Source organism: Ferdinandcohnia sp. FSL W7-1320 (assembly GCF_038050315.1).
Classification (GTDB): domain Bacteria; phylum Bacillota; class Bacilli; order Bacillales; family Bacillaceae_L; genus Ferdinandcohnia; species Ferdinandcohnia aciditolerans.
In genome coordinates this window covers 2,589,539-2,604,389 of the sequence record NZ_JBBPAM010000001.1, presented here as the reverse complement: position 1 = coordinate 2,604,389, position 14,851 = coordinate 2,589,539, and the positions used below count along the sequence as shown (strand labels likewise).

General features: G+C 36.2%; 13 protein-coding genes. All 13 read right to left on the bottom strand.

Going from position 1 to position 14,851, the window contains the following annotated elements:
• Positions 1-17 precede the first annotated feature (17 nt).
• The 13 genes from yiaK to NST91_RS12985 all read right to left on the bottom strand — a co-directional run bounded on the left by yiaK (position 18) and on the right by NST91_RS12985 (position 14,764).
• Positions 18-1,025: a 3-dehydro-L-gulonate 2-dehydrogenase gene (gene yiaK, locus NST91_RS13045; RefSeq protein WP_341331497.1), complete on the bottom strand. Its 1,008-nt coding sequence runs from the start codon at positions 1,023-1,025 to the stop codon at positions 18-20.
• Between the two features lie 68 nt (positions 1,026-1,093).
• Positions 1,094-1,942, bottom strand: coding sequence for an SDR family oxidoreductase (locus tag NST91_RS13040; RefSeq protein ID WP_341331496.1), 849 nt, complete (start codon positions 1,940-1,942; stop codon positions 1,094-1,096).
• Positions 1,926-3,014 carry a mannonate dehydratase gene (gene uxuA, locus NST91_RS13035; protein WP_341331495.1) on the bottom strand — a complete coding sequence of 363 codons (1,089 nt, stop codon included), beginning with the start codon at positions 3,012-3,014 and terminating at the stop codon, positions 1,926-1,928. Before uxuA ends, NST91_RS13040 begins: the two co-directional genes overlap by 17 nt.
• Positions 3,015-3,092: 78 nt before the next feature.
• Complete coding sequence (locus NST91_RS13030; protein WP_341331494.1) at positions 3,093-4,373, bottom strand: TRAP transporter large permease; 1,281 nt, start codon at positions 4,371-4,373, stop codon at positions 3,093-3,095.
• 5 nt (positions 4,374-4,378) lie between these two features.
• Positions 4,379-4,876, bottom strand: a complete 498-nt coding sequence (locus tag NST91_RS13025) for a TRAP transporter small permease (protein ID WP_341331493.1) — start codon at positions 4,874-4,876, stop codon at positions 4,379-4,381.
• A gap of 11 nt (positions 4,877-4,887) precedes the next feature.
• Entirely contained in the window at positions 4,888-5,910 is a 1,023-nt protein-coding gene (locus tag NST91_RS13020) for a C4-dicarboxylate TRAP transporter substrate-binding protein (protein ID WP_341331492.1), read from the bottom strand.
• Positions 5,911-6,005: 95 nt separating this feature from the next.
• Positions 6,006-6,692, bottom strand: coding sequence for a GntR family transcriptional regulator (locus NST91_RS13015; RefSeq protein ID WP_341331491.1), 687 nt, complete (start codon positions 6,690-6,692; stop codon positions 6,006-6,008).
• 423 nt (positions 6,693-7,115) lie between these two features.
• Positions 7,116-8,684 carry an IS1182 family transposase gene (locus NST91_RS13010; RefSeq protein ID WP_341331490.1) on the bottom strand — a complete coding sequence of 523 codons (1,569 nt, stop codon included), beginning with the start codon at positions 8,682-8,684 and terminating at the stop codon, positions 7,116-7,118.
• Positions 8,685-8,878: 194 nt separating this feature from the next.
• Entirely contained in the window at positions 8,879-9,199 is a 321-nt protein-coding gene (locus tag NST91_RS13005; RefSeq protein ID WP_341331489.1) for an AtuA-related protein, read from the bottom strand.
• Between the two features lie 5 nt (positions 9,200-9,204).
• Entirely contained in the window at positions 9,205-10,512 is a 1,308-nt protein-coding gene (locus tag NST91_RS13000) for an acyclic terpene utilization AtuA family protein (protein ID WP_341331488.1), read from the bottom strand.
• Positions 10,513-10,528: 16 nt separating this feature from the next.
• Entirely contained in the window at positions 10,529-11,824 is a 1,296-nt protein-coding gene (locus NST91_RS12995; RefSeq protein ID WP_341331487.1) for a CitMHS family transporter, read from the bottom strand.
• 194 nt (positions 11,825-12,018) lie between these two features.
• A complete protein-coding gene (locus NST91_RS12990) occupies positions 12,019-13,125 on the bottom strand; it encodes a chitobiase/beta-hexosaminidase C-terminal domain-containing protein (protein WP_341331486.1) in 1,107 nt (368 codons plus the stop codon).
• A gap of 268 nt (positions 13,126-13,393) precedes the next feature.
• The gene (locus NST91_RS12985) at positions 13,394-14,764 is read right to left on the bottom strand and encodes a sigma-54 interaction domain-containing protein (protein WP_341331485.1); all 1,371 of its coding nucleotides are present in this window, start codon (positions 14,762-14,764) and stop codon (positions 13,394-13,396) included.
• Positions 14,765-14,851 lie beyond the last annotated feature (87 nt).

The window sequence follows — 14,851 nt, the reverse complement described above, 5'->3', positions numbered from 1 at the left end:
TCTGAGGCTTATTCACTCTATAGAGACAATACTTCTTTCCATATACCATCATCAACAGGTATTCCTTGTTCCATATTTCTGTTGCGATTATTTAATGAGTTTTCTCCAGGGTAATAGACTTGACCGCCATCTTGTTCAGGTTCAGAAGCTTTAATAAATTCTACAATACCATCTGTAATCTTTTCTGTATGATCCTCTCCATTGATTTGGCTAGGGTCCAAGGCGATAAATACTTGGGAACACCCTCCACAACTTCCTTCCTGTACCTTATCAATTTCATTGGTTGATAGTCCACCAGACATGATAGCCGCAATAGCATCTAATAAAATAGAAAATCCAGAACCTTTCCAATACCCCATTGGTAAAATTCGCTTTGTTCTCTCAATTGGACCTGGTTCTCTTGTTAAGTTTCCTTCCTCATCAAAACCGCCTGGGAATGGTAATAGCTCATTTTTCAACTCCGTCGTTTGTAGTTTTCCGTACGAATATTGAGACATTGCCATATCCAAAATAATATGTCCCTTTTTACGCGGAACAGCCATGACAAACGGGTTATTTCCTACCCTGGTGTCTTTTGCTCCCCATGCTGGCATAACGGACTCTGTATTGGTCCAACAAATCCCAATAAACCCGTTGTTTACAGCTTTTAATCCATACGTACCTCCACGCATCCAATGGGTTGTATTTTGTAAAGTAACAATTCCAACACCATACGTTTTCGCAATTTCCATCGCTCGATCCATTGCAGTTAGTGCATTTAGTATTCCTGGGCCACGATTACCATTGTAAATCTCAATAGCACCTAAATTTTTAACTAACGTTGGTTCCGCATCAACGTCTACCCAACCTCTTTTGATATAATCCACAAAACGTGGAACACGATTAAGCCCATGAGAAGCGACACCATCGCAACTAGTCTCTGTATGAACCCTTGCACAAATTTCTGCTTTTTCTTCACTCATGCCAGCATTGACAAATGCCCTTTTTATCTCACTTTTCATCGTTTCAAAGCTGATCCTCGTCATGTTCATACTCCCCTTCTAAGAATAGTGTAAAAGTTTAACTTGGCAGTTAGATTTTATTATTAAAATATCTAAACTCCTGAATAAGCCATAAATCCACCATCAACTGGAATAGTTATACCTGTAACAAATCCTGACATATTCTCATCAGCTAACCATAGTAATGTACCTAATAAGTCTTCCGGTTTACCAAATCTTCTCATTGGAGTATGTCCGATGATCTTGTTCGATCTCTCAGTTAGAGAACCATCTTCATTCGTTAATAGATTACGATTTTGTTCTGTTAAGAAAAAACCTGGTGCAATAGCATTAACACGAATTCCAGAATCAGCAAAATGAACTGCTAACCATTTGGTTAAATTTTCTATTCCAGATTTTGCAGCACTATATGCCGGAACCTTTGTCATGGGGGAAGGTGCACTCATCGACGACATGTTGATGATAACTGTCCCTTTTCGATTTACCATGTCCTTTGCAAAAACTTGAGTTGGGATTAGTGTCCCTAGTATATTAAGATCAAAAACAAAACCAAATCCTTCTGTCGTTAAATCAAAAAAAGTCTGAAGTTGATCATTCTCAAGATCTTCTATGTTAAAAGTTTCTTTCGTAGTAATTCCTTTCGGATGGTTTCCTCCTGCACCATTAATTAATATATCGCAAACGCCTAGTTTTTCAGTTATGATGTCTCTTGCTTTTTGTACATCATTCTTATTTAAAACATCACAAGAAATCGCCAAAGCTTCTCCTCCTGCATCGGTGATGACTTGTTCAACTATTTTTCCCTTTTCTAAATTCCTGTTAATAATAGCTACTTTGGCACCTTGTCTTCCAAGTTCCTTTGCCATCGCACTACACAACACTCCACTACCACCTGTGATAACAGCAACTTTACCTTTTAGTCCCTCACTTCGTAATAACATTAACATGTTCTCCCTTCATTCTTTGAAGTGAATCCCATATGCCCCAAATATACATAATGCCTAGTGCGCGATCATATAGTCCGTATCCAGGTCGACATTTTTCTTCCCATATGTGTCTACCATGATCTGGTCTGGCATATCCTGTAAAGCCAATATCATGGTAAGCCTTTACAATTCCAACGATATCAAGTGAACCATCACTCTCTCTATGCGATGTTTCAATAAAATCTCCATTTTCAAATCGCTTAATATTACGAATATGTGCAAAGTGGATTCTACTTCCAAACTCCCTAATCATTTCAGAGATATCATTTGATTCATTTGCTCCCAAGGAACCACTACATAAAGTTATTCCGTTGTTTGGGCTATCTACAATACTTAATAACCTTGAAATATTTTCTTTATTTGTAATTATCCTTGGTAAACCAAACATAGACCACGGTGGATCATCCGGATGAATAGCCATTTTAATGTCATATTCTTCTGCAACTGGTATGATTCTTTCTAAAAAATACTGTAAGTTGTCCCAAAGCATTTCTTCTGTAAAATCCTTATAGGCTTCAAATAACTCTGAAAGTCTTCCCATTCGTTCAGGTTCCCAACCTGGCAAGGTAGAATCTTGATAGTTTGAGAATCTGTTTACAAGTTCTTCTGGATTCATGTTTTCGACCTTTGATTTTTCATAAAATAAAGCAGTAGATCCATCCTCCATTTCCCTAAACAAATCTGTCCGAATCCAATCAAACACAGGCATGAAATTATAACAAATTACCTTTACACCGACACTCGCTAGTTCCTTAATTGTCTGTATATAATTTTCAATGTACTTAGTTCGTGTTGGGAGTCCCAATTTGATATCTTCATGGACATTTACACTTTCGACTACATCTATATTAAAGTGATATCTGTCAGCTAAGCTTTTCATTTCTTGAATTCTTTCCTTTGGCCATTTTTCACCAGGTTCAAGATCGTGTAGTGACCATACAACCCCGCTAACTCCCGGAATTTGTTTTATTTCGGAGAGGCTCACATGATCATTTCCGTCTCCAAACCACCTAAATACCATTTTCAATTTTCTTCACCTACGGTCATCATTTTTTGAAATAGATACAAAACTTAATAAGGTTACAATTCTTCAATACTCAAAAACTCACATAAGTAATTCTGGTAAGAATAAAACAATGTCAGGTACTAACAGTAACAATGCTAATAATGCAATTACACCAAGTAAAAATGGCATTGATTCCTTTACATAATCCTCGATTGGAACTTTCATAATGGAGGTCGTCGTATACATCGTTACTCCTACTGGTGGAGTCATTCCGCCCATGGTGACAATTGTCATCATTAAAATCCCAAAATGAACAGGGTCTACTCCAATTTGTTCAACGATAGGTAAAAAGATTGGCGTTAATAGTAAAACGAGAACAGTGGACTCAATAAACATACCTGCAACAACAAGAAATACTAATATTAAAATTAACAGCAGGGTTGAATTGCTTGTTAGACCAATTAAAAAGTCTGCAGCATTATTTGGTAATCTTTCGTATGTAATGAGGAATCCTAAGATGGATGATGTTGCAATAATTAATAGAATCGATGCATTATCAATGACAGACTGTTCTATTGATTCGATAAAATTCTTCCAATTCAGTTCTTTATAAACAAAGAAACCGATAACAAGTGCATAAACAACAGCAAACGCTCCGGCTTCAGAGGCAGTAAATACTCCAAAGCGAATACCTACTATAAGGATAACTGGAAATAATAGAGCCCAAATACTTTCTTTGAAAGAAACACCCACTTCTTTGAGAGTTGCTTTCTTCATTACAACATTCTCATCGTATCCTCTCTTTCTGGCAATTACATAGGATACAACCATTAAGAAAACCATCATAAGGATCCCTGGGATTACCCCTGCTAAGAACAGCTTTCCAATTGAAACTTCCCCGACATATCCATATAAAATAAGACCAATACTTGGTGGAATAGTTGCTGTAATCAATGAACTTACTGCGATAACACCAGCAGAATATCCACCCGAATACCCCCTTGCAACCATTTGATGACCTAGAATTCTACTTTGCATCGCTGCATCAGCATTTGCTGATCCAGATACACCACCCATGATTGTACTTAGAACGATTGACACGTGAGCGAGGCTTCCTCTTAAGTGTCCCGTAAGCGAATTTGCAAAACGAATAAGACGTGATGTAATGCCAGATGAATTCATTAAGTTACCAGCCAAAATAAAGAATGGAACAGCGAGTAAAGGAAAAGACTGTGTACCAGCAACCATCCTTTGAGTTACTATTTCAATTGGAAGATTGGGTGAAAATAGAAAAAAGGATAAACTGGCAATTCCAATTGCAAATGCCACCGGCATGTTAAGAAATAGTAAAATGAAGAAAATCACAGCAACAAGTAACATTTATCTCACCCCTTTATATTTACATTTCCCGAAACGTTTTTAGTAAAATGAAATTTTCCTTTTAGTTTAACAAGGAGAGTTATAATCATTAGAATACTTCCAATAGGTACAGAAAGAGTTACCAAAGAATAGCTAAGAGAAAGATTATTAATCATTCTTTCTGAATTCTCAACACTTAATAGAATTCCGTAATACCCTAAGAAAATAAGAAATGCTAATACAAATATGTTCATTAAAATTTCTATCCCAAAACTTAATTTCCTTGGGAGTTTTTTTGTAAGAAAATCAACACTAATGTGCTTTTCTTCTCGCAAACAACGGTTAGCGCCTAAGAAAATTGCCCAAACAAATAATAATTGTGCAAATTCAACGGACCAAGAGATGGGGTATCCTACCCATCTCATGGCTGCAGCCAAAAAGACAAAAATTACAATACCGATCATGAGAAAATTTGTGATAAAATTTTCAGCCTTCACATATCCTTTAGCAATTTTTTTTATCATAGTATCACTCTCTATTTTCCTAGTATTTTATTAACCTCTTTACGTAAATCTTGGTATCCATCAAACTTGTCATAAACCTTATCCGTCGCTTTTTTAAACGGTTCAATGTCTACTTCATTAACTTCTACACCAGCATCTATTAATTTTTGTTCAAAATCTGCTGACATTTTCAAAATATTATTAGATGCAACCTCTGCTGCTTTAATTGACTCTTCATAAATGATTTCTTGATATTCCTTTGGAAGACTTTCCATCCAGTCTGCTGAAGTAACAAGACCCGTTAATAACTGGAAATGACTTGTTTTAGTAATATAACCAATAACCTCTTGTAAGTTGGCACCAAAGGTAGCGGAATGATGTGCTTCTGCAGCATCGATAACACCTTGTTGTAGACCTGGATACACTTCAGCCCATGCTAAGCCAACAGGACTAGCTCCCATAGCTGATACAGTTTCTAGCGATATAGGTGATCCTGCTGTTCTCATTTGAATGCCTTTAAGATCTTCTGGTTTTTCAATTTTTTTGTTTGTTAATAGGTGACGATCCCCTTGATACCAGTTAAAAGACAGAACTTGCAGATCTTGTTCATCTGCCAACCTTTGTTCCCAACCTTTAAATAAATCTGACTGTACAACTTTATTAGCTTCTTCATAACTATCAACTAAATACGGTGCTGATAATATACCAATTTCATGGACCATCTCCGCTAATCGACCAGCATCTGTTAGAACTGCTACATTTGCCCCTACCTTTGCTTGTTCAATAATGTCACTATCTTCTCCAAGTGAACCTCCTCCAAAAATCTCAAACACTACTTCACCATTTGTTTTTTCTTCAACACTTTCTTTAAGTGCTACCAATCCTTGATAAATAGGGTCTGATTCAGTCAATGCTGTAGCTATTTTTAAAGTGTACTCACCTTTCTTATCACCGGACTCAGCACCATCACCTGCTACTTGATCACCTTTACATGCAGATAACAATAACATGGAAAGAATAAGTAAAACTGAAAATACCTTACCTTTAACATTCATCTCCTATTTCCCCCTGCCATTTTATTTTTACGTAGATCATTTACTACATTTTCAACCTCAATATAAAGCGCTTACAATCTAATTGAAAAAATTTATTATTTAAAATACTGGCTATATTCCTTCTTCAAGTCATCTTGTTCAAATAGCATCTTCGTTAAATGTTCTTCCATGGCTTTTTCCGCTAATTCAGGATTCCTCTCTTCTATCGCTGTAATGATGGTTTGGTGCTGAGACAATATTAATTCCCAATTATAATTAGCGGCCAAACTTAACATTCTAAATCGGTTTAAATGAGCATTCATTTGTTGAATAACATTCCAGATAAGTGGCCTACCACTTTCAGTTGTTATCGTGTGATGGAATTCTTCATCCAGTTCGTATAACCTTGTATAATTCTTTTCTTCCACACACAATATTTGCAAACTGAGATTATTTTTAAGTTTTAAAAGATTTTCACTTGATAATTTATAGCAAGCTTCTTTCACTGCTGCTCTTTCGAGATGTTCTCTAATAAACCTTGCTTCTTCTACATGTTTCAAATCAATTAGTGAAATGTATGTACCTCTTTGAGGATAAACCTCAAGTAAATCTTCTTGAGCTAATTTTACAAATGCTTCTCGAACCGGCGTTCTACTAACATTGATCATTTCAGAAATCTCTTTTTCTGAGATACTTCTTCCAGGTTCTAGCTTGAGAGAGATAATGTTTTCTTTTAATACTTCATATACATAGTCTCTTGTTGAGTAATTGTTAACTTTATGTTTCGCACTAATGTCTAACATTTAGATTTTAGCCCTCCTTTTCTTTACGACCTTATATTACCACACTACCATACAAGTATGGTAGTGGTTTTTTTAGAAAATATTTATTTTTTTAAAATAACGAATTGTTTATTATTCCCTGAAAATATTATTCTTTTGACTATACTATTCTAGTAAATAACTGGTGATAATAAAAATAACTTTTCTTAGGAAACAAACAATAGATTTGATATTGTAGAAAATTTTCCTTTCTCTTTAAATAACTCAAAATAAAATGGTTATATAATTAATTTTCTTTAGTATTTAATACTAGATATTTAACCCACTTTTCTATGTAAAATAAAAGAGGCTGGGACATAACTAGCTTCGAATAGTGATAAAGGAGAATTTGAGTGAACTCAAGTTCTCCTTTATCTATTTTTTGCTATTAATTTTCACACAATCTTATCTGTTGGCCGTGAATTTTCTTAAATTCACGGCCATTAATGCAAGGCCCATTTCATTCTCAACCTTCGATTTTCCACGTACAGAAAATCGAGTGAAATGCAAATTAGCCTTCAAGAATCCAAAAACTGGTTCTACATCAATCTTACGTTGACGATAGATGGCACCTGTTTTTTCTTCTGAAAGCTTCGCTCTCACATATTCTTTTTGATGTTCCCACTTCTCGTTCACCATTAACTTTCGATTATTACCTTCTTTAGCTTTTGTACAGGATGAACGGAATGGGCAGTCAGAACAGTCTTCGCATTCATATACTTTAAATCCCCGTTTAAAGCCTGTTCTATCCGTACGTTCAGATTGATATTTAAATGGAAGATGTCTGTGATTTGGACAAGTGTATGTATCCGTTTCTTCATCGTACTGCCAGTTGTCTGGGTTAAACTCATTTTGTTTATGTTTTTTCTTTTGTTCTTTCAGATACATATTATAGGTAATTAGAGCTTCTCGTTTACGCTTAGAAAGGATATCATCATAATTTTGTTCACTTCCGTAACCTGCATCTGCCACAATATGTTTCGGTAATTCGAAATAATATTTCTCGATTTGATCTAGAAATGGAATTAAAGTACGTGTATCTGTTGGATTTGAAAATAAACTATAGGCAAGCGCGTATTGACCTTCTGTTGCGATTTGTACATTATAACCAGCTTTCAATTGACCATTTTTCATATAATCCTCTTTCATTCGCATGAAAGTTGCATCATGGTCTGTTTTTGAATAACTATTACGTGTGCCAAAGATTTCAAAATCTCGTTGATATTTCTGAATCCGTATAATATAATCAGTCAGCTGCTTATGCACTTGCTTCGGATATTTTCGTTCACTTCTTAGTGCTTTTCTTTCTTCTACGCTCGATGATGTTTCAATTTTTTGGTCATATTCCGTAATGACTTCATTTACTTTTTCAACCATTTGGTCGAGTTCTTTAAGTGTTAATTGTTCATCATTGTCTCGTTCAATTTCAGGTAGGATTTCTTTTTCAAGTAATTCGTTGTACAGTTGATTTGATTTTTCAATTAAGTTCTTGTGGTATTTCTCAATCGCCTTTTTCCACACGAATGTAAATTTGTTCGCATTCGCCTCTATTTTTGTACCATCAATGAAAATGGCTTCTTGATTGATTAATTTCTCCTGTACTAGATGGCAACGGAATTGCACGAAACATTGTCGAATCAGTTCTATTGCTTCGGGGTGAACACGGAAACGATTAATGGTGCGATAACTCGGTTCATAACCTTGGGAAAGCCACATCATACGGATACTATCTTTTAAAAGCGCCTCGATTTTACGTCCAGAAAAGACAGACTGCGAATACGCACATAAGATAATTTTTAACATCATGCGTGGATGATAAGCAGGGCAACCTTCATTTCGAAGAAATGGTTCAAGTGCTTCAGCTGGAATACTTTCAACTAAGTTATGTACATGGAAGGCAATATCATTCTCTTGTAATTTTACTTCTAAATTTAAAGGCAAAATTAATTGATTCATGTTATAATCTTTAAACATAAGGACACTTCTTTCTGTTTGGATTTGGTGTGGTAACTTAATTTTAACAAAGAATGTCCTTATTTTTTATTTAAAAATAATCAAAGCCTGTGAAATTTTACTCATGGTAAAATTCCACAGGCTTTTTCATTTCAGAGGAGGGTTTTGTCCCAGCCTCTTTCCAAGATATTTAGTTCTAAGCCCGAATTAAAACCTCATTTTCCCCGCTCAATTTCCATTTCTAATAAAGCATTGCTGAGGCTTTTTCCATGTGTATCAATCGCAAGTGATGTTGTCACACCTCCCATTAAACTTTCTTCACATACGAAGTTAAATGCTTTGATGTTGGGTAGCTCATACCTCGTTACTTTACCCTTTACAATATGCTTTAGGTGGTCTTTCACTTTTTCTGCTGTGACACTAGAGGAGAGCCATTCGTAATCGTCCTCTTTGTAAGGAATCAACGAGATGTTAAGTGTATTGCCTTTGTCTCCTGAACGGCTATGAGCGATGTCTATTAATTTTATTTTTTCCATTACTTTCACCCCCAAATCTCTGTGTTTACGGTAATCTCTTCTCGATTGATATAGGTGGAGACAATTCCAATGACCTCTTCGACTCTTTTTCTTGCGCCACCTCCAGCGGCAGGTCCATTCGTATATAAGGCTTCCACTTCATGACCAATTGTTTTCGCTTCTTCTACAGTCCCGCAAAGAGCGGCCACTCGTACTCGTACTTCATATGGTCGATAGTTACCGATCTGTCCATGATGAAGAGAAGATACGCCAATCAAATCTGTCTTTAAGTCAGGAAAACTTTTTAATAGTCTTTTTTCTAAAATATCCTGAGCTAATTCCCCTCTTTCTAATGCAGAAATTCCTGCAAAAGAAATTTCTCCCTCTCCTAAAAAACCTGCGTGATAGCCAACTGAAACCTTGAATGTATCTGGCTTTCTTTTTCCGGATGCTCCAGATACACGGACTTGGTCTTTTCCAACCTCTTCTAGTTTTGCTGTGGAAAAATTAGCAATACAATCAGGAGTGATATAATTTTCAGGGTCATGAACTTCATATAATAATTGTTCTTTTACTGTTTGTAGACAAATGGTGCCACCAGTATTGTCTAATTTTGTAATCGTCGCATTGCCATTAGGTTCAATTACTGCATAGGGAAACCCTAGATTTTCAAGTCCTTGAACATCTTTTCGTCCAGGGTCAGCAAAATAGCCTCCTGTAATTTGTCCTGCACACTCCAATAAATGACCTATTAACGTACCTTGACCTATCAATTCATAGTCTTCAAGATTCCATCCATAATGATGTACGATAGGAGCTAGAAATAGGGATGGATCTGCGACTCGTCCTGTAACAATTATATCAGCCTCTGTTTCTAACGCAGGTAACAATGAATCAATGCCAAGATAGGCATTAGCAGAAATAACAGGTTCATAATCTCTAAGTCTTTTACCAGATTCGAACACTTTGTAATTCCCATTTATTTTCCCCAATACATCATCGCCTGTTACTGTAGCGACCTTGCATGTCAGATTCATTTCTTTAGCAATCTCAATTATTTTCTTTGCAGCCCCAGTTGGATTGGCTGCTCCCATATTCGTAATCAAACGTACATTCATTTTTAATAAAATAGGCAGCAAAATTCGAATTCGCTCCTCAAGATATTCATTGTATCCATGGGATGGATTTATTTGCTTTTGTTTTTGTGATAAAGCGATTGTACGCTCAGCCAATCCTTCTAAAATAAGATAATCCAGATTTCCTTCTTCCACTAGTGCCTTGGCAGGTTCAATACGGTCTCCTGCAAAGCCAGCTCCAGAACCAATTCGCAACAAGATAAACACTCCTCAATTAAAAAATAGAAATCGCACCAGTTAAAAATGCAACAATCGTCATCACAATCGTTGTACCAAAAGCCCATTTAAATATAAAACGTTGATGATCTCCAAGTTCTACACCCGCTAAACCAATTAAAAGGAAAGTAGAAGCCGTAAGAGGACTCAATGGAAAACCGGTGGTCATTTGTCCTAAGATTGCTGCACGTCCTATCTCAACTGAATCCACTCCAAAGGCACTGGCTGTTTCACTTAAAATCGGTAATACACCAAAATAATAAGCATCTGGGGTAAATACTAAACTAAGAGGCATACTGGTAATTGCAACAAGCAGCGCCATAAAAGAGCCTGTGCTATCTGGAATTACACTGACCATAGCGTTGGCCATGGCTTCAATCATTCCGGTTCCGGATAGGACACCTGTAAAGATACCCGCTGCAAAAATGATGGTAACTACTGTCACCATGCCGTTTGCCTGTTCAGTGATTCGGTCTTGCTGATCCTTTGGCTTTGGATAGTTCACAATAAGTGCAATAGCAAACGCTACCATAAAAACGATTGGTAAAGGTAGCCAGACTTTCACAAGGGCAACTAGAGTTAAAATTGTTAACAAAAGATTGAACCAATATAATTTTGGTCTTTTTATGCTTAATTCTTTTTCACTTAGTTCCTGGTTAAATTCATATTGGAGTTCTTTTACTCCAATGCGTTCTCTTTCTTTCTTCCCTAATAAATAACTAACAAATAAGACCCAAATCAGACCAGCAATCATTGCAGGGATAACCGGTGTGAATAAAGTATTGGCCTCGACGCCTAATGCACTTGCAGCACGCGCAGTTGGACCGCCCCATGGAACCAAGTTCATGGTGCCCGCACTAAGTGCTACAACACCTGCAAGTACCAGACGACTCATCCCCAAACGATTATAAAGTGGAAGTAAGGCAGGAATTGTAATTAAGAAGGTAGAAGCACCAGAACCATCAAGGTGGGTCACCATTCCTATAACCGCAGTACCGATTACTATTTTTAAAGGGTCACCTTTAACCATTTTTAAAACATTAGAGATAATTGGATCAAATAATCCTACACTATTCATTAATCCAAAAAACAAAATAGCAAATGCTAGCATGATTCCTGTCGGAGCAACCCCGGAAACCCCATCTAAAATCATACTACCTAGATTCCCTCGCTCACTTGTAAATAATCCAAATACGATTGGAACCAAAATTAAAGCAACAATCACAGAAACTCTTTTTGATAGAATGAGATACAAAAAGATTGCGATCGTTAAAAAACCTATTAATGCTAACATTAAAAGCCCCCCTCTTTTTTACAACGCTTACAATAATAATGTAATTGTTGTGCTACCTAATACCTCTTCTAAAATATAAGGTATTGTTTTAAAACGGTTGTCATTGTTTAACGAATCTAAATTCTTACCGTTTAGAGAAAAAGACTGTCGAAACAATCCTTTTCTCTTGAATTTCTCTAAAATCAACCCTACTGTTATTTGTTAACCTGTTTAAAAACCCACTCTATCATTTCGCTATTTTCATACGCAGGTACCCATGAACCATGATTGTAGCGAAGTTCTGCTTCGTATTCTGTATAAATAGGGCTTCCGCCAGCATTTTTGATTGCTTCAATCATATCTCTTGTGTGTTCAACTGGAATAACTGCATCGTCTTCAGCATGAAAAGCCCAAATCGGTTTGTCTATAAGTTTATTAGCTTCAGCTGGGTCACCTCCACCTGCAATTGGAACCATAGCCGCAAACAAATTAGGGTATTTGATATTTAAATTAAACGTACCGTATCCACCCTGGGACAAGCCGGTTGAATAAAGACGACTAGTATCAATATTATATTCTTTGATTACGTGTTGAAGAATTTCATGTGCTTTCCCAAGATCCTTAGAATACTCAAATACTTTGCTTAGATTGACTATATTATTAGAATCACGAGTTACCGTGAAACCTCCGTCATGAACATTACGGGCTTGAGGTGCTAATACAAAAGCTGGATGTTTGGCCTGATTTTCAGGAGCAGCCCAAATGATAGCGCCATCATTAGACAGAAGTTGCTTTTCATTATCCGTTCCACGCTCTCCCCCACCATGTAAAAACAATACTAGAGGATAAGATTCAGAAGTGTCATAATGCTCCGGTACAAAAAGTCGGTACGGCATTCCATCATACGTAAAGCTTAAAAATTTATTAGCAATGGATGCTCTTGTTTCAAAAGTAAATGTAAAAACAGCAATCTCACTTCGGGTTTTACCTTTGCTACCAGCTAAAGCTTTACTATTTACGTTACCACGAACGGCTATTGCTTTAATTACCGTATCTTCCTCTACTAGTATTGGCTCAGAATAAACTTGACCATTATTTATTGGATCGCTTCCATCGGTCGTGTAAAAAATTTTAACATTCGGTGTAGGTGAACTTAACTCAACAAGTTGAGCTCTGTAATAAGAACCAGGCGCAACAGACGATACCGGCTTAGCAACCTCCCCTTGATTCCCCTTAGCAAACGTATTTAAGCTAAAGAAAGACAATAAAAGCAACGTGAATACCAATGAAATGATCAATTTTTGAAAAAGACTTTTCTTCAATATCTCAATACCTCCCAATGAAAGTTTTTTGATATTTAATCGAAACTAGTCCTCCCTTCTTGTTTACTTACTTAATCATATTTAATGCAACTTTCGTGCCAAATAAAAAAAGCCCTAGATTACAAGGCTTAAGTATCTATACTAAGTTTGTTATTTCTAATTTTTTAGAAACCTATTGTTTAAAATGTACCTTCATTCATTGAAGAATAAGGTTTCTAAAGAGCTAGAAACATATTTGCTCGGATTCTTAGATATTAGAAATTATAGATTATAGATTTATTTGTAGTTTTGACATTTTATTATATAAAGACGCTAATGAAATTCCTAATTTATTTGCTGCTGCCTTCTTGCCTTTTACCGATAACCCAGTTTCTTGAAGCACAGCCAATATTGCTTTCCTTTCTGTTTCTCTTAACAATTCTTCTAAAGATTGATGGGATTGTGGCTTTCCTTTTTGATGTTGAAAGAGGGATTTAATGGTTTCTGGAAGATTTTCGAATGTTATAACATCATGTTCAGCCATGTTCATTGCGTAATGAATCGTGTTTTTTAACTCTCGGATATTCCCTGGCCAATCATACTGCATTAGCGTTTTCATAACCTCTTCTTCAATTTCAAAATGTGCGTATTCACTCTGGATATTAATTAGGGAAGAAACAAACTTTGGAATATCATCCCTTCTCTCTCGAAGGGAAGGTACAGCAATATGCACCGTGTTAATCCTGTAATATAGGTCCTCCCGGAAACGATCTTTTTTTACCATATTTAATAAATCCTTATTAGTTGCTGCAATGATACGTACGTCAATATGTTCTTCTTTTAATCCGCCTATTTTTCTAAAACTCCCCTCTTGTAACACCCGAAGCAGTTTAGCCTGAAGGTCGATTGGCATGTCCCCTATTTCGTCAAGAAATAGTGTTCCTTTATTTGCAAGCTCGAATAAACCAACCTTCCCGTACTTCTTTGAATTCGTAAAAGCACCTTCTTCATAACCAAACAATTCGCTTTCAAGAAGAGAACTCGGAATAGCAGCACAATTCACAGGAACGAAGGGATATGCCTTTCGTGAACTCGAATGATGAATAGCTTGAGCGAATAGTTCCTTTCCTGTTCCTGATTCTCCCGTAATTAAAACATTTAAGTCAGTTGGAGCTATTTTCTTGGCTTGTTTAATAACCTTTTTGAATCGTAGATTTTCCCCAACCATATTTGAGAATGTATATTTTACTTGATGAATACGGCCTATCGCCTTCTCCAATTGATTGATACGTTGTTTATTTTTCCTTAATTCTAACGATAACTGATATACCTCAGGTACACTTTTACAAACAGATACCCCTCCGATGATTTCACCATTTTCATAAATGGGAGCCATATCAACTACATACTCCAGGTCCTTTTCTTTTCGGAATACACCTTCGCGGGACATTCCAGTTCTTAGTACCGTTGGTAATAGTGCACCAGGACGAACTTCAGTAAGAGGTCTACCAATGATTTGTTCTTTTCTTACACCTGTAATATTTGTATACTCCTCATTTACTAACTGAACAATTCCATCTTTGTCGATCACTAAAATCCCATCATGAACCGCCTCAATAATTCCTTCAAGCCATCCGATCCTATTACTTACATCTAGCACTTGAACAGCTCCTTTATTCACCAACAAGTATTGTATTTTTATGAATTATCAAAATTATATGCTATTTATTTAGGATGTAATAGGAAA